The organism is Pseudomonas sp. SJZ080 (assembly GCF_007828295.1).
Classification (GTDB): Bacteria; Pseudomonadota; Gammaproteobacteria; order Pseudomonadales; family Pseudomonadaceae; genus Aquipseudomonas; species Aquipseudomonas migulae_A.
Window position 1 is genome coordinate 220,229 of sequence record NZ_VIUK01000002.1, and the last position, 18,648, is coordinate 238,876.

Sequence of the window (18,648 nt, forward strand, 5' to 3'; positions counted from 1 at the left end):
TTTCGAGAAGTCCGATGAAACTTGATGATTTGCAACTGCTGCGCGAACAGGCTTATGTCAATGGCCAATGGATCGAAGCCGATGACGGCACACGTTTCGCGGTGACCAACCCGGCGGATGGCGAAACCATCGCCCAAGTCAGCTCCCTCGGCCAGGCCGAAACCACCCGCGCCATCGCTGCGGCCCAGGCGGCCCTGCCCACCTGGCGTGGTAAGACCGCCAAGGAGCGCAGCAACGTATTGCGCACATGGTTCGAGCTGATCATGGCCAATCAGGAAGACCTGGCCCGCCTGCTCAGTTGGGAACAAGGCAAGCCACTGGCCGAGAGTCGCGGCGAAGTGGCTTATGGCGCGAGCTTTATCGAGTGGTTCGCCGAAGAGGCCAAACGGGTCTACGGCGATGTAATTCCTCACGACAAACAAGGCCGGCGGCTGGTGGTGATCAAACAGGCCATCGGGGTGGTGGCGGCCATCACGCCATGGAATTTCCCCAATGCAATGATCACCCGCAAGGTCGGTCCGGCGCTGGCCGCTGGCTGTACCGTGGTGCTCAAACCAGCGTCGGAAACCCCACTGTCGGCCCTGGCCCTGGCTGAACTCGGCGAACGCGCCGGCATTCCGGCCGGGGTGCTGAATGTGGTCACCGGCACCCGCTCACGGGAAATCGGTGGCGAGCTGACGGGGAACCCGGCGGTGCAGAAACTCTCGTTCACAGGCTCCACCGGTATCGGCAAATTGCTGATGGCCCAATGTGCGCAAACCATCAAGAAAGTCAGCCTGGAACTGGGCGGCAACGCGCCCTTTATCGTCTTCGAAGACGCCGACCTGGATGCCGCGGTGGAAGGTGCTATCGGCTCGAAATTCCGCAACAGCGGCCAGACCTGTGTCTGCACCAACCGCTTGCTGGTGCAGAACAGTGTCTATGACGAGTTTGCCCGCCGCCTGGTACTGGCGGTCAACGCCCTCAAGGTCGCCCGGACCGAGACCGAAGGCGCGCAACAAGGGCCGCTGATCAACGCCAAGGCCGTGGCCAAGGTCGAGGAACATATCAGCGACGCGCTGGCCAAGGGCGCCACGCTGCTGGCCGGCGGCAAACCCCATGCGCTGGGCGGCAACTTCTTCGAACCCACGGTGCTCGGCGACGTCACCCCGGCCATGCTGGTGGCCCGGGATGAGACCTTCGGCCCGCTGGCACCGCTGTTCCGTTTCGACACCGAATCCGAGGCAATCGCCATGGCCAACGACACCGAGTTCGGTCTGGCGTCCTATGTCTACACTCGCGACCTGGGCCGCGCCTGGCGCGTCAGCGAAGCGCTGGAGTACGGAATGGTCGGAGTCAACGAAGGGCTGATCTCCACCGAAGTGGCGCCGTTTGGCGGGATCAAGCAGTCAGGATTGGGCCGTGAAGGTTCGAAATACGGGATCGATGATTACATCGAGCAGAAGTACATGTGCCTGAGTATCAAATAAGTCGGTTGGCCTGCGTCAGGTATGTAAAACACAGCGGATCTCGTGTGTGGGCTTGTTCGCGATAGCGGTGGATCCGTCGACAGTGATGTTGAATGTACCGACGTCATCGCGAGCAAGCTCCCACATTAGATCCCGGCTATTTCTGACACCGTGTTTTGTCTCTAGCGCTTGATGGTCTTCAGCTCATTGAGCAGCCCGAGCAACGTCTGCAACTTCTCCTCTCCCAACTGAGCCTGCAACCGCTGGTAGTTCTCTTCCATGCACTGGCTCATGGACGCAAAGCACGCCTCGCCCTTTTCGGCCAGAGTCACCAGCACCCGCCGCTGATCTTGCTCGGCCTTGCGCCGATGGACCATCCCGGCCGCCTCCATTCGCACCAGCACACCGGTCATGCTTGGTTTGAGGATGCAAGCCAGTTCCGCCAGTTGGTAGATTTCCAGTTCGTCGTGCTGACTGAGGATGCGGATAACCCGCCACTGTTGTTCAGTCAAACCGTGCTGGTTGAGCGAGGGACGAAAAAAGCTCATGGCCGCTTCACGGGCCTGCAATAGGGTCAAGGTCAGGGATTGCCGGGGTTTATGCATGGAAGTCAGAATCACGGTTGATTTAGTTAATAGTTTAACGAAACTCTACCACTGTCCAACTCACAAAACGCTATAACTTGTTTGGCTCCCGAAGGCTCTGGCGCGCTGAATCAAAAATCCCGGCACAGAGAATCAAGACATCCGCCCCGCCAGAGCTCTTAATAGAAGTCGTCCGGTACAGAGCTTCCTAAAGGCCCTGCGTTGAGTTTTTCTTCACTTTTTCAGGCTGCGCCATGATCAATATCGAAACGCCCACCTATTACACGGCCACCAAAAAATACAACCTCAGCTTCCCGACGCTGGAACAGGATGTGGAAGCTGACGTTGTGATCATTGGCGGTGGTTTCTCCGGCATCAATACCGCACTGGAGCTCGCCGAAAAAGGCATCACCAATATCGTCGTGCTGGAGGCGCGTTACCTGGGTTTTGGCGGCACCGGGCGTAATGGTGGACAGATCATGGCCGGCATCGGTCACGACCTGGAGAAGATCAAGAAAGACGTGGGTGAGGACGGTCTGCGTCAGGTCTTTGAGATCAGCGACCTGGGTGCGGACATCATCAAAGATCGCATCGCCAAGTACGACATCGATGCCGACTTCTGTCACGGCTACGGCTACATGGGTTTCACCGCTCGCCAGGAAAAGACCCTGCGCGCTTGGGAAAAAGACTTCAAATCGATCAACACCAAACACGAGATCCGCTTTCTCGGCGGTTCGGACGTCAAGCAAATCATTGGCTCCGACGCCTACAGCAGTGCTCTGTTGCACATGGGCGGCGGTCACGTCCATTCGCTGAACCTGCTGCTCGGTGAAGCCAAGGCAGTGGTCAGTCACGGCGTGCGAATTTTCGAGAACAGCCCGGCCCTGGAAGTCAGCTATGGCGAGCGCATTACCGTGCGCACGGGGCGCGGCTCGGTCAAGGCCAGCAAACTGCTGTGGGCCTGCGACAGCTTCCTCAACAAACTGGAACCCGAACTGCACCGCTCGACCATCAACACGTACGCCTTCCAGATGATGACCGAGCCACTGTCGGACGAGCTGATCAACCGCATCAGCCCGATTCGCGGCGCCTACAGCGACATTCGCCCGGTGATCGACTACTACCGTGTCACCAACGAAAACCGCCTGCTGTTCGGTGCCGCCACCCCTTTGGTCGAACATATTCCCCTGGACCTGAAGGCCTGGAATCGCCGCCTGATGCTGAAGATTTTCCCCTATCTCAAGGACGTGAAAATCGACCTGGCCTGGGGTGGTCCGATGGCCTGCAGCCCGAACCTGTTCCCGCAGATCGGCACCCTGCCCGGTCGCAGTAACGCCTTCTTCGTTCAAGGCTATTCGGGCTTCGGCGTCACACCCAGCCACATCATCTGCAAGGTGCTGGCTGAGGGCATGAGTGAAGGTTCGGCGCGCTATGACCTGGTCAGCTCGATCCACCGCCCGACCATCCTTGGCAAAGATGCGTTCCGCCCCTTGTTGCTGACCGCCGGCAAATCCTGGCACCAGCTTTCGGGTTACTGGAACGGGCGCCGCTGACGGCCGAGGCGTTCTTCCCTTTCATTTTTTTTACTCATCAGGAGCAACTGCCATGAGCCTTACTACCCTCAAGCAAGACATCCAGCTATCCGAACTGGATGCCTGGGGCACCGTCGCCGACCTTGGCTCGGAAATCCTCGAAGGCGAAGTCCGGGCCTTCGGCAAAATGACCTTCGGAGCGCCGACCGACCCGGTCAGCAGTGCTTACTTCGGCACCACCCAGGGCAAGTTCCGGATGGTCTATCCGTTCGCCGAACAAGCCACCGTAGTCACCGGTGAAGTGGTCCTGACCGACGAATCCACCGGCCAGAGTTCTCGCTACAAGGCCGGTGACAGCTGGTTCGTGACCAAGGGCACGCCTGTGCTCTGGGAAGTTGTCAGTGAAAGCTTTGTGAAGCATTATTTCGCTGTTGCCTGATCGATCCCGGCTGCCGACTCCCACCGGCAGCCTTTTTGGCGAAGGTTACTTACCATGAACGCCATCCCTACTCAGGAAGTCGCTGGCCATTGCCTGCAGGCTTTCACTCAACTCGTTCCTGCCAGTCAGGCGGCGTTCTACTGTGTCGACCGGCACCTGCAAGCCCGTGATTTCCAGCTGCATTGCATGAGCGGCGAGATGCATCGCGACTATCTCGACAACTACCGTCAATTCGACCCGCTGCAACCGCGCAATTGCCTGTCCAGCGGGCTGGTCGTAGTGCCGCTAGGACTGGCCATGGCCCGACAGCCGACGCGGGACAGCCGGCGCTATCGGGATTTCCTGCAACGCTATGGCGTCGTCGATGTGGTGGAAATCCTTGCCCATAGCGCCGGCCAGCCTCAGGCCGCCATCTCATTGTTACGCACCGCCGAACAAGGCGCCTTCACCACCGACCAGTTGGTCCAGCTCAATGCCTTGCAGTCTCTGCTGCAACTGGCCGTGGCGAACATGCAGCTCTGCGAAGATCCGCTGATCGGCCTGACGCCCAAGGAGCGGCAGATCGCGTTGCTGTTGCGCCAAGGCGCCAGCAACAAGCAATTGGCCCGGGAACTGAACGTCGGTCTGCCGACCATCAAGACTCACCTGATCAACCTGTTTCGCAAAACTGGCGTGGCCAGTCGTACCGAGTTGGTGGGGACGCTGTTTCTCTAAACCGGTTCAACCATCCGGTTGATAGGCGAGCCAGAATCCGAGCGGCATGATTCAGGTCGCTACTTCACTTAACCGGAGCATTGCAATGACCAAACCCTCTGACTGGATCACCGTTGGCGCCCTGGCCGACGGCTTCGCCCCAGAAGCTTTTATCCTGCCGAACCTGGCCGACCTGAATGGCAAGACCTTCATGCTGAACTTCGCCAATGGCTGGCAGATCGAACATCGTTTCGACACCGAAACGGTGTCCTGGACCGCTGCAAACGGTCACTCCAACGGCACCGCAGCGTATCGGGCAACTTCGGTGCGCCCCGGTCTGTATCTGGTGGATTTCATCAAGCGAGAAGGCGCTCAAGCCTGGTCGGTGAGCCTGGTGCTCGACACCGCCAGCGCTGCGTTCACCGCCGTGATCGGCCGCATGCCGAGCCAGGAGCAAACCCGCGAAGGCCTCTACAGCCGCGCACTGGCCGGCAAGAACCTGACCTCGGTCGAGGTGGATTTCCTGCATGGCAGCCTCGATCGTCCATGGCAGGAAGGCCAGTGCCCACACGCACCGACCAGCGAACTGACCGGCCTGCGCAATATGTATCGCTACAGCCCGAGCGAAGTCTACGAGCACATCTACCTCAACGATCAATTCTATTCCTGGCAGTGCCTCAAGGGCGTCGAGCAAGGCCTGTGCGACACCGACCGCTGCCACTACTACAAGATCGCTGATCAGCTGTACCTGTTCGTCTGGCGCGAGAAGATCATCCCGACCCTCGGTGTGGTGCTGATCGACATGCAACAGCACCGCAGCGACGGCAAGATCTTCGGTTATGCCGGGTCGTCCTTCGATGAACTGTCGAACTTTCCGGTCGCCTCTTACTGCCAGGTTCTCAACCAGACGGAGTATCCCGATGCCTGAGCCACGTATCGTTGCAATCACCGGCGCCGGGACTGGCATCGGTGCCGCCTGCGCTCGGCTGTACGCAGCCGAAGGCGCCAATCTGGTGCTGATCGGCCGCCGTCGCGAGCCTCTGGAGCAGATTGCCGGGGAAACTGGCGGCCAGGTTTTGGTCGGTGATGCAGCCTGCCCGGACACCTGGGAAGGTTTCGTCGCGCAGATTCGCCAGCGTTATGGTCGGCTTGATGTGCTGCTGGCCTGTGCCGGTGGTCATGGTCTGGGCAGCGCCACTCAGACCAGTCCGCAAACCTGGGAAGCGGCGTTGCGCAGCAATCTCGACAGCGCCTTCTACAGTGCTCGGGCCTGCCTGCCGCTGCTGCTGGAAAGTGCCGGTAACATCGTGCTGATCGGTTCCATTGCCTCATTGGCGGCAGGCCCCGAAGTCTGCGGCTACACCACGGCCAAGCACGCCCTGCTCGGCCTCAACCGCTCGCTGGCCAGGGATTACGGTCCACGCGGCGTGCGGGTGAATGCCGTCTGCCCGGGCTGGGTCCGCACGCCCATGGCCGATCAAGAGATGCAGCCGCTGATGGATTTTTACGGTGAGACGCTGCAGCAAGCCTATGGCCGGGTCTGCGCTGACGTGCCGTTGCGCCGGCCGGCCAGTGCCGAGGAAATCGCCAGGGTCTGTCGCTTCCTGGCGTCCAGCGAGGCCTCGATCATCACCGGCGCGACCCTTGTGGCCGACGGCGGTTCGAGCATCGTCGATGTGCCGACCCTGGCCTATACCCATATGGAGCAACCTCATGTCTGAAGGCTGCACTTTCAAAGATCTGGACTTCAGCGGTAAAACCGTACTGGTGACCGGCGGTGCCCAGGGTATTGGCCGTGCGATTGTCGAAGCCTTCGCCTTGCGCGGTGCACGCGTGGTGATCGCCGACTTGCAACTGCCCCAGGCTCAGGCGCTGGCCATCGAGTTGTCTGGGCGGGCGTGTCAGGTCGAAGCCGTGTTCGTCGACCTGGCCGAGTCCACAGCGGTGTTCGAACTGGTTCAGGGCCTGGAGCAGCGTTTGGGTCGGCTGGATATCCTGGTGCACAACGCTGGGTATTTTCCACTGACTCCCTTCGCCGAGATCACTCCGTCCATTCTCGACCGCACCTTGGCCGTCAATCTCTCGGCACTATTCTGGCTGACTCAGGCGGCCTTGCCGATGTTCCGTCGTCAGGGTCAGGGCTGCGTGCTGGTGACTTCATCGGTCACCGGTCCGCGGGTGGCCTATCCAGGACTGAGCCACTATGCGGCATCCAAGGCCGGGGTTAACGGTTTCATTCGCAATGCCGCACTGGAGCTGGCCGGATACAACGTGCGGGTCAATGGCGCTGAGCCCGGCATGATCGCGACGCCTGCCATGGGTAATCTGGGGGGCGACCAGGTCAACGACGATATCGCCAGCCGTGTGCCTTTGGGACGATTGGGCACTGCGGCCGATATCGCCGGAGCCATGCTGTTTTTGGCGTCGGATCTGGCGAGCTACATTACCGGGCAGACGCTGGTGGTCGATGGGGGATCGACCTTGCCAGAGGTTTGATACAGCTTTTTTCAATACTAAAAAGGGGGCTTTGGAAAGCCCCCTTTTTACATCCAGTCAAAGACTCACGCCGCCCCCGCCGCCTGCTGCAAATGGCTGGAACGAAAATCCTTGGGCGATAGCTCGAACTGCTTCTTGAACGAGCGGCTGAAATGCGCCGAATCGGTGAAGCCCCACTTGTAGGCAATCGAGGTAATCGATTCAGTCCTCAGGAAAGGGTTGGTCAGGTCATCGGCGCTGCGTTTGAGCCGAGCCCGTTGAATGTAGCGACAAACGCTATCGTCCTGTTCCTCAAACAACCGGTACAAATGCCGCACTGAAATGTTCAGTCGATTGGCCAGGCCCACCGGGCTCAGACCGGGCTGGGTCAGGGATTCATCAATGACTTTCTGCACATAGCTGCGCAGGTTATTGCCCTGCAACGAGGCGCTGTCGCCCCGTGAATCATGATCCTGCTCGAATGCCGAGCCGAGTAGCGAAGCAAAAGCACACTGCAAGGCCTCACCCTCGCCCACGGCACACTCGCCCTCCAGGTTGTCCTTGCATAGCTGATCCATCAACACGTGCAGCATCCGCCCGCAGGCCTTGCTCGAGGAAATCTTGCCGAAGGTCCCGAGCTGGCTGCCGAGTTGCTTGCACACTTCATTGCGAGACAAGGACAGGGAGGCATGCTCGATCAGGCCAAAGGGGGTGATTTCGATGGACCCTGTCGAATCCATCAATAGCATATCCCCGGGGGCCAGCTGGATGCTCCGGCCATTCTGGGTGATCTGGGCGTAGCCGCTGCGCTGGCTGACCAGGAAACAATGCTGGTCGTTATCGTGGTCGGGGTTGGTCTTGGGGCGCTTGATGAGGCCCGCATTGGTGCGCAGGTTGGCCAGCGGCAGACCGCCTCGGGAGAACTTGGAAACCTCACCGATGAACAGCGCGCGGTTGAAGGCCAGTTCTGTGTCGAAGTGACCGCAAACAGCTCGCAGATCCCGGGTCCAGTTTTCCAGCCCGTCTTGCACAACCTGTTGGATGCTCATGGGTATCTCCACAATGGCTTTTTGTTTTTGTAGCGCAATAGTTAACATGTTATCTATATGTGCGCAACAAGTACTGATAGCCGTATGTGAAAGCATTTATGATGCCAAACTCAAAGCGTGCGCAGCACTCGCTGCAAACCACTCAAGGACTCGAGCAGCCAGTCGCGCTGCTCACGGCTCAAGGCGATGTAGCGACGAAAGGCCGGCATCCGGTTGACCACTTCGCTACCGCCCATATGCTCCAGCCGCACGCACCATTGACGCGCTTGTAGATCGATGCGCAAGCGTTTGAAATCCAGCGGCATCAGCGCTTGCTGCAGCATACTGTCCGCCAGTAATCCGGCTTCCAAACCGACCAACAGTGCCGCGTCTCCAGCACGTTGCCGACAGCGGATTCCGGTCCGTCGAACCGACCCGGTATGGTGCAGTTCAAAGCTCGCCATGCCCTCTCTTGTAGCAGGCACCCGCAGCACGAATTCGGTCATAACCAGGTGCATCAACAGCTGCGACTCGGTGCGCTCGACGATCTCCAATTGCAAGCTGCCATCGTCCAGCGAAGCCCGGGCCACTGTCAGCTCTGTCTGCTCGAAACTGGCCAGGCCGAGGTTGCGCCGCAGGTGCTCAAGCGTCACACCCGGCCGATAACCGGCCGGGGCGCGACTGGCACTGAACAGCTCAGACAGTTTTTGCAGCATGGTCGAGATAATCGTTGTGATGCTTGCCAGGCTCATAGGAAAACTCCTTGGCCAGCACGTCTTCCACCAACGCCGGCTTGAATGGATTGACCTTCTGCACGACTAACGTCCAAAACAGCGCATACACCGCCGTGCAACCGAGCATCACGCCAAAAGGGATATAGATGTCCGCCGGATTCATACCGGGCGGCGTAATAAACCACATGCCCAGCAGAATACCGATGCTGGAGACAATCTGCGGCAGTGGAAAGAACGGCGAGCGATAAGCCCGTGGCAGATCGGGGCGACGAATCCGCAGGATCACCACTGACAGCGTCACCAGCAGATAAGCAAAACTCCAGGCGCATACGGCAGCCAGCACCAGGGGCATGATGTTGTCGGCGTTGCCGCCCAGATACAGCGCATGCAGGCAAGGAATCAGCATCACCACCACAATGCACAGTAGGGGCGTCTTGAAGCGTGGGTGCAGGTAAGTGAAGACCTTGGGCAATGCCCCATCGACCGCCATACCGTAAAGAATCCGCGGCACTCCCGCCATCAACGTATTGATGGTCGCCGCGCCGGCAAACAGGAAGCCAATACCCAGCCATATCGGACCGATATCACCCATTACCTGCTCGGCGAACTTTGGAATCGCCATGGGCGTGTCAAGCAGATGCACACCGCTGGCCGCATCCAATAACACGTTTTCCACCTGACGTTTCATCGCTGCACCGTAGATGAACATGCATGTCGCCACGCTGAGCAAACCCAGAATCATCGCCTTGGGCATGACCCTGGCCGATTGGCGCAGATCCGGCGCCAAGGGTGTGACGAACTCGCAACCAACGAACATGAACATGGCCATGCCCACAAGCGACAAAATGGTGATCAAGTCTGTGCCCACCAGCGACTCACCGAACCAGCCATCCAGTTGCACAGCCGGTGCCGCGATCAGCCCCAACACGCCGAACACCATCAGGGTCGTCCACATGCCGAAGGTCAGGATGATTTCGGCCCGACCGAACGCGCTGACGCCGAAGATATTGAGGATCCCGAACACAACGACGAACCCCACCCCAAGCAACCACGAACCACCGACCGATTCGGCCAGCGTGTTGAGATGCTCGAAGTTCACCAGTGCCATGACGCCCGAAAGTATGGTTTCCGCAGTTCCGGCAAACACATGGACAATCAGGTAGGCCGACAATGTACCGGTGATTGCAAAGAAACGGCCCATGCCGCAGTTGATGTAATCGTAGACCGAACCGGTGGTCGGCAGAATCGACGCAGCTTCAGCGAAGGTCGTCGCCTGGGCCAGCATCATTACCACGGCGATCAACATGGCCACCGCAAAAGCGCTGCCGCCAATGCCAAACCCCATGGTCGCGGTGAGTATCACCGGACTGGCCATGATCAGGCCGATGGTGCTGGCAAGTGCGGTGGGAAAACCGACCGTACCCCGGTTCAAATGCTCTGTGAGCCTGTCATTGATCGACATAGTGCAGATCCTCGAAAGCGGATTTTTCTATTGTATGAATCGAGCCGTTCAAGGAGCCGGCGATAACGCCTTCCCCAGCCAGTCCCTGATCGAAACGGCGCCCTGTGCAGAACCACTTTGCGCCCCTCCCGCCCTGATCGTCTTGCCCATGCCTGCCGCCGGTTTTGTTGCTCCCTGCCAAGGTCCGGTGCTTGGCTGACAGGATCAATTATCTGGCACGCAGGTGAAAGACTTCCCCCGCCTCCAGTCGCCCTAATGCGCACTCGACCTATCGAGCTGTCCAACAAAAGCTGGGGAAAACAACAATGGAGCAAACACTGAAAGCACGATCGCTGTCCAAGGCCGTTGGTCTGGGTATCGCGCTCTTGATCGCCGACTCGTCGGCCCAGGCCTACGAGCTGTATGCCGATAACGACACCAAGGTCACCGGCAACTTCCTCGCCGTCTATGGGATGTTCAACAGTCGCAAGAACTATGACGGCACCACAGGCGGGTCTAGCTGGCGCGAAGGATTTATCAAGTATGGCTTGAGTGTCGAGCAAACGCTCGGCGACCTGGGCAGCGCCTATGGCACGGCCAATCTGGTCAGTTCCGGCACCTGGGGCGATGGCGATGCGGCGGGCATCACCGACGGCACCGAACGAACTACAAAGTTTGATGAAGCCTTCGCCGGTTGGCGTTCCGGCGACCTGTTCCCGGTACTTGGCAAGGATGGTGTGGATGTGTCGTTTGGGCGCCAGGTCATTACTCTCGGTGACGGTTTTATCATCAACGACGACGGCCTGAACCTGGGTAAAGGTGTGGCGGACGGTGAGTTCAACCGAGGTGGTGCCTATTATCTCGCGGCACGCCACGCCTTCGACGAAACCGCCGTTCTGCGCTTGGGCGGCAAGGAAGGCGTTCATGGCAGCCTGATGTGGATCAAGTCGGATAACCGCGCTCAGGCCAAGACCGAGATGGCCGCCAGCACCCTGGAATACACCGCCGCGCCAGGTACCCTCGGGCTGACCTATATTCACGGCATCGACGTCGATGATCGTTATGCCAGCGACTTCCAGAAGCAACGTGAAGGCATGAACATCTATAGCCTGCGGGGCGCTGGCAATGCCGGAATAGAGAACGCTCACTTTTCCTTCGAATATGCCTGGCAGGACAAGGACGCCGGCCCGGAAAAAGCCTGGTACACCGAAGCCGGCTACACCTTTGCCGACCTGCCATGGTCGCCGGACCTGACGTACCGTTACAGCCGCTATTCCAAAGATTGGGATTCGATGTTCAACGGTGTCAACCGTGGCTACGGTACCTGGTTCCAGGGCGAAGTGGCCGGTAATTATTCGGGCCCGTTCAACAGCAACACCGCGATCCAGCATGTGGCGCTCAAAGTCAAACCGCTGGAGCCAGTGACCGTTGGTGTGCTGTTTTTCGACTACAAGACCCTGCACAAGAACAATGCGCTGGACCTCGATGGTCGTGAACTTGACCTGTATGCCGAATGGGCGGTGAACGAGCACCTGATCGTCACCCCGCTGGTGGGCCTGTATAAGCCGGAAAAGGATGAAAGCAACGGCGGTAATCAGGTCGGTGGCAATGGCACCAACGTCTACAGTCAGCTGACCGTGGCCATCCCCTTCTGATGTTCTTCAGGAGCTGCCGGGGGGCAGCTCCTGAGCAGGCTTACTGTTTGTGCTGATGCAACATCGTCTGAATCTGATGTGTGGCCTGGCGGGTATTTTCCGCGAGTTTGCGCACTTCATCGGCCACCACTGAAAAACCGCGCCCGACCTCTCCCGCCCTCGCCGCTTCAATGGCGGCATTCAGGGCCAGCAGGTTGGTCTGGTCGGCAATGCCTTTGATAACCCCCACCACCGTTGCGATCTGGTCATAGGTCGCCTGATTCTGCTCGAGCATTTGATGATGGGTCGCCTTGGCCGAACGCTCATCGCTGATGTCGCGTACCGCGCCGATCACGCGACAAAGCTTTGCGTGCTCATCACGTACCGCACGACCACGCTCGCGGCACCAGATGTAGTCGCGGGTCTTATGGCGCATCCGGTATTCAAAGACGTATTCGCCACTGCCGTGGGGTCCGAGAATTTCCCGGTCGAAGATCGCCATGATTTTCGGCAGATCATCCGGGTGGGTGATGCCGACCTGAGCATCCCAGCCGTCGGGCAACTCATGGGAGGCATAACCCATCAGGAGGCGAAACTGATTGGAGAAACGCATGCAGCTGGCAGGGTCTTGAACATTGCCGTTGACCACGGTGATGTCCCAGCAGCCCTCGGTCAGCGTCGACTGCAACAGTTCCCAGATCTGCTCCTCCTGCCGATGCTGGCGGGACAGCTGCACATGCTGGCTTAACTCGACTTCAAGCGCCTGCTCGCGGCTCAGAGCCTGTTTCAGCTGTTGGCGAAGCGTTTCAAGCGCTTGCTCGCTGCGCTCCAATTGGCAGGCCTGGCCCTTGGACAGCTCCTCGGCGACCCGCAGACGTTGCACGATTTGGCTTTTTTCTTGTGTGAACCGTTCCAGTTGCAAGGTCTCAGTGAGCGCCTGCTGCTGTTTGTGTTTCTTGAAGAACATCAGCCTGTCCTTTGTTCATCGATCGAGACACTGGATCTGATAGCAAACGGGAGGTGATTGCTTGTACGTGGCTGCTGAGGCGTTTGCTCCTGTCTGCCACACACAAAAGGCCTTCCTATAGCAGGCATCGTGCATCTGTAGGATAGCGATACTCTCTCAACCCGCCGATACTCGTCCTCAGGCCCTGCCCACGTCCAAATGACGTTCCGGTCCTTAATGACTTCGTGACGAAAACAATAAAAATGTCGCACAGAGGTACATACGAATGAGCCGTCATGATCATGGTCACGCCAGCCTCCTGGAGGCGTTCAGTGCGATGACACTGGAGCTTCAGCGCCTGGCACAGGACAAAGACATCGAGCACTTCCACCATGCCGCGCTGGGCGGCATCAACCAGTTGTTACCCTTCGACAGTGCCTGGTGGGGGCGTGCGGCGCTGATTGAGGGGTTGCCTGAAGAACACAACTCCTATCTCTACAAATTGCCCCGCAGCTACCTGCCGGACTGGCAATCGATTCGCCATATCGACGTGACCGTCGGCAGGGTCCATGACATCCCCGGGCAAGCGGTCATCGTCGACATGCGCGACCCTTCCAACGGTCCCGGACTCAACTGGCTCGGCGAATCCTATGGTATTGGCGAATTGCTGTGCATTGTGTACGTCGACCCACAAACCCACCTCAGCGATCACCTCACGATGTATCGCGCTCCCGAAGCACCGCGCTTTTCCGATCAGGATTGTCGGTTGCTGAACAACCTCATGCTTCATCTGGTTGCCGCGGTATCGGCCAACCAGATCCGCACCCTTGTGGCCATGCGCGAAACCCTCACCCGTCCGCGCAATCTGGCGCTCGCCGTATGCGACCAGCGCGGCACACTGCACTGCGCGGAACGTGGTTTCGTCGACTTGCTGCTGAGCGAGTGGACGGACTGGACTGGCCCTTGCCTGCCGGTGGCAATGGACGCTAATGGGTATGAAGGCAAGCATCTGCAGATCGAGGCCTCGACGGTCGGTGATCTGTTCCTGCTGGCAGCCCGCAGCCGCACTGTGCTGATGCAATTGAGTCCACGAGAAAACGATGTGGCTCAGGGCTTCGGCGAAGGCAAGACCTACAAGGAAGTCGCCCGCGATCTGGGCATGTCACCCAATACCGTGCGCCACCACATCCGCGCCATCTACAGCAAACTCGGGGTCAAGGACAAAGCCCGAATTGCCCATCTGCTGCACGCCCCGCCTGACTGATCTACCCCGCTGACTCGCGCTGACTTTTTCGCTGTCTTTTTGACAGCCACGGGACACTTTTACCCTTTTTTCCCTATGTCACGTAGGGGCGATCCGTTCGCCGCACAACAACTCAAAGAAGAGACGCAATGCCCATGACCAGTACCTTCACCCGCAACACTGCACTGGCTCTTATCAGTGGTCTGTCGAGCCTGCATGCTGGCGCCGCCGACCTCAACGCCCGGGATTTTTTCGGCGCCCCTTCGGGCACCACCCTGGGCGTGCTGTATTTGCCGGCAAGCCGCGCCAATGATTTCCACGGCCCCGCCGACAGCACGGGCAAGGCCGACCTGAAGGTCAGCGCTGTGGCTTATCGCCAGGTATTTTTCACCGACATCTGCGGCACCCTCTGCACCCCACAATTCATCGTGCCCTTCGCCGACATCAGCGCCCGCCTGCCAGGTGCCAGTCAGCACACCGGAGAAAGCGGTTTTGGTGATCCTCAGGTCGGCGGCACCCTGTTCTTCATCAACGACCCCGCCTCGCGCACCTACAGCGGGTTGCTGACCCTGCTTACCCTGCCGGTGGGCGAGTACCACAGCACAAATCCCGATGTGTCACCCGGCGCCAATCGCTGGGGGGCAACCTTCGTTTACAACTACACCCAGGGCATCGGTGAAAAATGGGTGCTGGAAGCCAACTTCGAAGCCCAGCTCTATGGCAAGAACGACGACTACTTCAGCAATGACCTCAAACAGGACCCTCTGTATCGCCTGCAAGCTTTTGCCTCTTATGACTTCACTTCGAGCACCTATGGCGCGTTGCGACTGATCCACGCCGATGGCGGCGAGTTGCGGATCAATGAACAACGCATCGATGACACCCACAAGCGCTACACCCAGGTGGGTTTCGAAGTCGGTCACTGGCTCGATAAACAGAATCAGTTGATGTTCAGCCTCTCGCAGAACGTCGCCACCGACAACGGCTATCACGGTACCGACGCGTTGCTGCGTCTGGTCCATGTGTTCTGAATTCATTCATCGGAGCTTGAACATGAACACCCAGACCAAACCGCTGACCAATCACCGCTCGCTCGCATCATCCCAACTGGCATTGCTGGCAGCCATTGTGCTGTTCGCCGCCATCACCCCGACCATCCTCATGACCGCACCGGCAGTGGCGGCGCAACTGGCAACTCAATGGCAACTGAGCCCGTCACAGATAGGCGATCTGTTCTCCACCGAACTCGGTGCCATGAGCCTGGCCACCCTGCCCGCTCTCTGGTGGCTCAAACGTATCGACTGGCGCCGCGCCGCATTGCTGGCCGGGATACTGTTCATTGCAGCCAACCTGCTCTCGATACTTGCCCACGATTATTCGCTACTCCTGGCATTGCGCTTTTGCAGCGCCCTGGCCGGCGGTTCACTGATGATCATCTGTCTGTCCAGTGCCGCCTCGACGTCCAACCCCGGTCGCGTCTATGGCTTATGGGTGATGGGGCAACTTGTGGTCGGGGCGATTGGCTTGAGCATCCTGCCACGCCTGTTCGAACACTACGGGCTGTCAGCCTGCTACTTGATCCTTGCAGGGCTGATGACGGTCTTTTTGCCACTGGCCCGTTACTTTCCCCAAGGCAGCCCGCCGACCGAGAAAACCGCCGAGCGAGTAGCCCTCGCCTCGAAGTGGAAGGCGGCACTGGGCATTCTTGCCATCCTGAGTTTTTACATCAGCCTGAGCGGCGTCTGGACCTTTATCGGTTCCATCAGCACCCACGCCGGCCTCTCTGCCGAGTCCAGCGGCGAGATTCTTGCCGTCGCTACGGTGACAGGCATTGTCGGTGCGGGTTGTGCCTCGCTGATCGGCAATCGTCTGCCACGCCTGCTGTTGTTGCTACTGGGTTACGGGCTGATGGCAGGCTCGGTGCTGCTGTTGCTGGGCCAACCTGAAATGCTGCGCTTTGCTTTGGCTGCGCTGCTTTTCAAGTTCACCTGGACATTCATTCTGCCGTTGATTCTGGCCTGCCTGGCCGACCTCGACCGTTCCGGAAAACTGATGAATGCCTCCAACCTTGTGATCGGTGGTGGCCTCGCCATCGGCCCGACAGTGTCTGGCCGGCTGATCGAAGCCAGCGGCGGTTTCCAATCGCTACTTATCGGAGGGGTCTGCATCACTTTGCTGTCCCTGGTGTTGATTCTGAGCTGCCGCCCTAGCGCGTGAGTGGTCCTTTTACCCTAAAGAAAATGGAAAGAACGATGAGCCGAAAAAGTGCGTTTTTCTTCGACGAACTCAGCCTCTGGCACAGCGCCGGACTGCACGCCTTGACCTTGCCGGTGGGAGGTTGGGTGCAACCGCCTGCCGCTGCCGGCCACGCCGAATCGCCGGAAACCAAGCGCCGTCTGAAGAGCCTGCTGGACGTTTCCGGCCTGACCCGACACTTACAGGTACGAAGCGCCAATGCGGCAGCGGATGAGGATCTGCTACGGGTTCATACGCCTGACTACCTGCAACGCTTCAAGGCCATGAGTGATGCCGGCGGCGGCGAATTGGGGCCAAACGCTCCCATTGGGCCCGGCAGTTATGAAATAGCCAGGCTGTCCGCCGGACTGGCCATGGCAGCGGTCGATGCCGTACTGTCCGGCGAGGTCGACAATGCCTACTCTCTGTCACGCCCACCGGGCCACCACTGCCTGGCCGACAGCGCCATGGGTTTCTGCTTCCTGGCCAATATCGCCATCGCCATTGAAGCCGCAAAAGCACACCGTGGCCTGGGCAAAGTCGCGGTGATCGACTGGGATGTGCACCACGGCAACGGTACGCAATCAATCTTTGAGGAACGCGGTGATGTGCTGACCATTTCGCTGCATCAAGACAGCTGTTTCCCCGCCGGTTACAGCGGTGAAGCCGATCGCGGCCGCGGCGCGGGATTGGGGGCGAATATCAATATTCCGTTGCCCCCTGGCTGCGGTCATGAGGCTTATCTCTATGCGATGGAGCGTATCGTGATTCCGGCGCTGGAGCGCTTCGAGCCCGAGTTGATCATCGTTGCCTGCGGTTACGACGCCAACGCCGTCGATCCCCTCGCCCGGATGCTGTTACACAGCGACTCGTACCGGCAGATGACTCGCTGCGTGCGCGAAGCCGCCGAACGTTTGTGTCAAGGCCGTCTCGTTCTGGTGCATGAAGGCGGGTACTCCGAAGCGTATGTGCCGTTTTGCGGGTTAGCGACCATTGAGGAATTGGCTGGCATCAGGACTGAAGTCACCGACCCTATGTTGGAGTTTGTGCAGCTGCAGCAACCGAAGGAAGCGTTTGCGGCATTTCAACGGCACTGGATCGATGAGTTGGCCGTAGCACGCTGAGCCTTGGCGCTGGCAATGTTGCAGCGCAGTTCAACGGCCCGAGCGTGACGCAAAAAAAAAATCCGATGCCATTACCGGCATCGGATTTTTTTACCCCAAGATCAAACGGTCAGCAGTTGCTGATCAGTCGTTTCAACACGGTTTTGAACGTTTCTATCTGCGTCTCGCTGAATTCGGCAAAGACTTTCTCTTGTTGCGCCTGAGCGATCGCCCAAAGGTCTTCGGTCTGCTCGATACCGGCAGCCGTCAGACGTACACCGTTGTCATCGTCGTTCACCAACCCCTTGCGTTTGAGGTTGGCGACGGCCTCATCGATTTCCCGAACAGGCATCGCCACCTCACGCAACAGTTCGTTGGGGCTCAGCCTTGCGTCACTTTCCAGCACCATCAGCATGCGCGCCTCGCTGGTGCGCAGGCCGGTGGACAGTTGCCGTGGCTGGTAGCTGGACTGGTAGGCCCGCACCGCCTGTGTCATCAGGTAATACAGATTGTGGCTGAGGCGCCCCTGAAAATGGCTGCTCGGCGGCTGGCTTTCATCGCGTTTAGTCATGCGGGTATGGGGCAAGACCATGGAGTAGGCGCCCTGGTGATAGAGCAATGGCGAGCGGCCGAAATCATCGAACGCTACCACCTTACCGATCATAATCCAGTGATCGCCGCCATCCACCTGCTGGTACTTCTCGCAGTGAAAACGCGCCGAGCAATCGGCGAACACCGGTGCCCCGCCCTCGCCCGGTTCGAACTCGATCTCGGCGAAGCGATCTTCCTTGGGCCGGGCGAAATTATTGGAGAGGTCAATCTGGTCAGCCGCCAACACGTTAACCGCAAAATGGCTGGCCTCTTCGAACACCTCGTGGCTGTTAGAACGCTTGTCGATGCTCCACAGCACCAAAGGCGGATCGAGGGATACCGAGTTGAAGCTATTGGCGGTCACTCCGACTTTACGCCCGGATGCGGTGGCGGCTGTCACCACGGTCACCCCGGTGGCGAAATTGCCCAGTGCCCGGCGGAAGGCACGTGGGTCGAAGGTCGTTTCAGTGGCGGCACAAACGCTGTTATCAGACATGCAAGACTCCCGGACTGCTTTCAGGA

General features: G+C 59.0%; 18 protein-coding genes. 12 read left to right on the forward strand and 6 right to left on the reverse strand.

All coding sequences use genetic code 11. From position 1 onward, the window contains the following. The first annotated feature begins 14 nt into the window (after positions 1–14). Positions 15–1,469: an NAD-dependent succinate-semialdehyde dehydrogenase gene (locus FBY04_RS03505; RefSeq protein ID WP_145314522.1), complete on the forward strand. Its 1,455-nt coding sequence runs from the start codon at positions 15–17 to the stop codon at positions 1,467–1,469. Positions 1,470–1,630: 161 nt separating this feature from the next. Here the strand turns inward: FBY04_RS03505 and hpaR are convergent, their stop codons facing one another. Next, complete coding sequence (hpaR, locus tag FBY04_RS03510) at positions 1,631–2,053, reverse strand: homoprotocatechuate degradation operon regulator HpaR (protein ID WP_145314523.1); 423 nt, start codon at positions 2,051–2,053, stop codon at positions 1,631–1,633. 233 nt (positions 2,054–2,286) lie between these two features. Between hpaR and FBY04_RS03515 the strand changes: the two genes are divergently transcribed. The 6 genes from FBY04_RS03515 to FBY04_RS03540 all read left to right on the forward strand — a co-directional run bounded on the left by FBY04_RS03515 (position 2,287) and on the right by FBY04_RS03540 (position 7,192). After that, on the forward strand, positions 2,287–3,585 hold the full coding sequence (locus FBY04_RS03515) for an FAD-binding oxidoreductase (RefSeq protein ID WP_145314524.1): 1,299 nt from the start codon (positions 2,287–2,289) through the stop codon (positions 3,583–3,585). A 52-nt stretch (positions 3,586–3,637) separates the two neighbouring features. Continuing rightward, the gene (locus FBY04_RS03520) at positions 3,638–4,003 is read left to right on the forward strand and encodes a cupin domain-containing protein (protein ID WP_145314525.1); all 366 of its coding nucleotides are present in this window, start codon (positions 3,638–3,640) and stop codon (positions 4,001–4,003) included. A gap of 54 nt (positions 4,004–4,057) precedes the next feature. Then, positions 4,058–4,717 carry a helix-turn-helix transcriptional regulator gene (locus FBY04_RS03525; protein WP_145314526.1) on the forward strand — a complete coding sequence of 220 codons (660 nt, stop codon included), beginning with the start codon at positions 4,058–4,060 and terminating at the stop codon, positions 4,715–4,717. Between the two features lie 85 nt (positions 4,718–4,802). After that, positions 4,803–5,624: a molybdenum cofactor biosynthesis F family protein gene (locus FBY04_RS03530; RefSeq protein ID WP_145314527.1), complete on the forward strand. Its 822-nt coding sequence runs from the start codon at positions 4,803–4,805 to the stop codon at positions 5,622–5,624. Then, on the forward strand, positions 5,617–6,417 hold the full coding sequence (locus tag FBY04_RS03535) for an SDR family NAD(P)-dependent oxidoreductase (protein ID WP_145314528.1): 801 nt from the start codon (positions 5,617–5,619) through the stop codon (positions 6,415–6,417). The genes FBY04_RS03530 and FBY04_RS03535 overlap by 8 nt, the downstream gene beginning before the upstream one ends. After that, the gene (locus FBY04_RS03540) at positions 6,410–7,192 is read left to right on the forward strand and encodes an SDR family oxidoreductase (RefSeq protein ID WP_105341090.1); all 783 of its coding nucleotides are present in this window, start codon (positions 6,410–6,412) and stop codon (positions 7,190–7,192) included. Before FBY04_RS03535 ends, FBY04_RS03540 begins: the two co-directional genes overlap by 8 nt. 65 nt (positions 7,193–7,257) lie before the next feature. Here the strand turns inward: FBY04_RS03540 and feaR are convergent, their stop codons facing one another. From feaR to FBY04_RS03555, 3 genes are all read right to left on the reverse strand, one after another. Continuing rightward, a complete protein-coding gene (feaR, locus tag FBY04_RS03545) occupies positions 7,258–8,220 on the reverse strand; it encodes a transcriptional regulator FeaR (RefSeq protein ID WP_145314529.1) in 963 nt (320 codons plus the stop codon). A 110-nt stretch (positions 8,221–8,330) separates the two neighbouring features. Beyond that, a complete protein-coding gene (locus FBY04_RS03550; RefSeq protein ID WP_105341092.1) occupies positions 8,331–8,915 on the reverse strand; it encodes a DUF3156 family protein in 585 nt (194 codons plus the stop codon). Continuing rightward, positions 8,896–10,395, reverse strand: a complete 1,500-nt coding sequence (locus tag FBY04_RS03555; protein ID WP_105341093.1) for an APC family permease — start codon at positions 10,393–10,395, stop codon at positions 8,896–8,898. Before FBY04_RS03555 ends, FBY04_RS03550 begins: the two co-directional genes overlap by 20 nt. 305 nt (positions 10,396–10,700) lie before the next feature. On the opposite strand from FBY04_RS03555, the gene FBY04_RS03560 reads away from it, so the two are divergent. Continuing rightward, positions 10,701–12,029, forward strand: coding sequence for a hypothetical protein (locus FBY04_RS03560; RefSeq protein ID WP_145314530.1), 1,329 nt, complete (start codon positions 10,701–10,703; stop codon positions 12,027–12,029). Positions 12,030–12,069: 40 nt separating this feature from the next. Here the strand turns inward: FBY04_RS03560 and FBY04_RS33010 are convergent, their stop codons facing one another. Beyond that, on the reverse strand, positions 12,070–12,975 hold the full coding sequence (locus tag FBY04_RS33010) for a methyl-accepting chemotaxis protein (RefSeq protein WP_145314531.1): 906 nt from the start codon (positions 12,973–12,975) through the stop codon (positions 12,070–12,072). Positions 12,976–13,240: 265 nt separating this feature from the next. On the opposite strand from FBY04_RS33010, the gene FBY04_RS03570 reads away from it, so the two are divergent. The 4 genes from FBY04_RS03570 to FBY04_RS03585 all read left to right on the forward strand — a co-directional run bounded on the left by FBY04_RS03570 (position 13,241) and on the right by FBY04_RS03585 (position 17,556). Then, positions 13,241–14,218 carry a helix-turn-helix transcriptional regulator gene (locus FBY04_RS03570; protein ID WP_145314532.1) on the forward strand — a complete coding sequence of 326 codons (978 nt, stop codon included), beginning with the start codon at positions 13,241–13,243 and terminating at the stop codon, positions 14,216–14,218. 128 nt (positions 14,219–14,346) lie between these two features. Further along, complete coding sequence (locus tag FBY04_RS03575) at positions 14,347–15,228, forward strand: transporter (protein ID WP_178118250.1); 882 nt, start codon at positions 14,347–14,349, stop codon at positions 15,226–15,228. A 22-nt stretch (positions 15,229–15,250) separates the two neighbouring features. After that, a complete protein-coding gene (locus FBY04_RS03580; RefSeq protein ID WP_145314533.1) occupies positions 15,251–16,414 on the forward strand; it encodes an MFS transporter in 1,164 nt (387 codons plus the stop codon). A gap of 35 nt (positions 16,415–16,449) precedes the next feature. Further along, positions 16,450–17,556, forward strand: coding sequence for a class II histone deacetylase (locus FBY04_RS03585; protein ID WP_145314534.1), 1,107 nt, complete (start codon positions 16,450–16,452; stop codon positions 17,554–17,556). A gap of 109 nt (positions 17,557–17,665) precedes the next feature. On the opposite strand, the gene FBY04_RS03590 is transcribed toward FBY04_RS03585, so the two are convergent. Next, entirely contained in the window at positions 17,666–18,622 is a 957-nt protein-coding gene (locus FBY04_RS03590) for a p-hydroxyphenylacetate 3-hydroxylase reductase component (RefSeq protein WP_145314535.1), read from the reverse strand. Positions 18,623–18,648 lie beyond the last annotated feature (26 nt).

Coding starts and splice junctions, on each gene's coding strand:
- FBY04_RS03505 (WP_145314522.1), top strand. CDS start 15: ATGAAACTTGATGATTTGCAACTGCTGCGCGAACAGGCTTATGTCAAT.
- hpaR (WP_145314523.1), bottom strand. CDS start 2,053: ATGCATAAACCCCGGCAATCCCTGACCTTGACCCTATTGCAGGCCCGT.
- FBY04_RS03515 (WP_145314524.1), top strand. CDS start 2,287: ATGATCAATATCGAAACGCCCACCTATTACACGGCCACCAAAAAATAC.
- FBY04_RS03520 (WP_145314525.1), top strand. CDS start 3,638: ATGAGCCTTACTACCCTCAAGCAAGACATCCAGCTATCCGAACTGGAT.
- FBY04_RS03525 (WP_145314526.1), top strand. CDS start 4,058: ATGAACGCCATCCCTACTCAGGAAGTCGCTGGCCATTGCCTGCAGGCT.
- FBY04_RS03530 (WP_145314527.1), top strand. CDS start 4,803: ATGACCAAACCCTCTGACTGGATCACCGTTGGCGCCCTGGCCGACGGC.
- FBY04_RS03535 (WP_145314528.1), top strand. CDS start 5,617: ATGCCTGAGCCACGTATCGTTGCAATCACCGGCGCCGGGACTGGCATC.
- FBY04_RS03540 (WP_105341090.1), top strand. CDS start 6,410: ATGTCTGAAGGCTGCACTTTCAAAGATCTGGACTTCAGCGGTAAAACC.
- feaR (WP_145314529.1), bottom strand. CDS start 8,220: ATGAGCATCCAACAGGTTGTGCAAGACGGGCTGGAAAACTGGACCCGG.
- FBY04_RS03550 (WP_105341092.1), bottom strand. CDS start 8,915: ATGCTGCAAAAACTGTCTGAGCTGTTCAGTGCCAGTCGCGCCCCGGCC.
- FBY04_RS03555 (WP_105341093.1), bottom strand. CDS start 10,395: ATGTCGATCAATGACAGGCTCACAGAGCATTTGAACCGGGGTACGGTC.
- FBY04_RS03560 (WP_145314530.1), top strand. CDS start 10,701: ATGGAGCAAACACTGAAAGCACGATCGCTGTCCAAGGCCGTTGGTCTG.
- FBY04_RS33010 (WP_145314531.1), bottom strand. CDS start 12,975: ATGTTCTTCAAGAAACACAAACAGCAGCAGGCGCTCACTGAGACCTTG.
- FBY04_RS03570 (WP_145314532.1), top strand. CDS start 13,241: ATGAGCCGTCATGATCATGGTCACGCCAGCCTCCTGGAGGCGTTCAGT.
- FBY04_RS03575 (WP_178118250.1), top strand. CDS start 14,347: ATGCCCATGACCAGTACCTTCACCCGCAACACTGCACTGGCTCTTATC.
- FBY04_RS03580 (WP_145314533.1), top strand. CDS start 15,251: ATGAACACCCAGACCAAACCGCTGACCAATCACCGCTCGCTCGCATCA.
- FBY04_RS03585 (WP_145314534.1), top strand. CDS start 16,450: ATGAGCCGAAAAAGTGCGTTTTTCTTCGACGAACTCAGCCTCTGGCAC.
- FBY04_RS03590 (WP_145314535.1), bottom strand. CDS start 18,622: ATGTCTGATAACAGCGTTTGTGCCGCCACTGAAACGACCTTCGACCCA.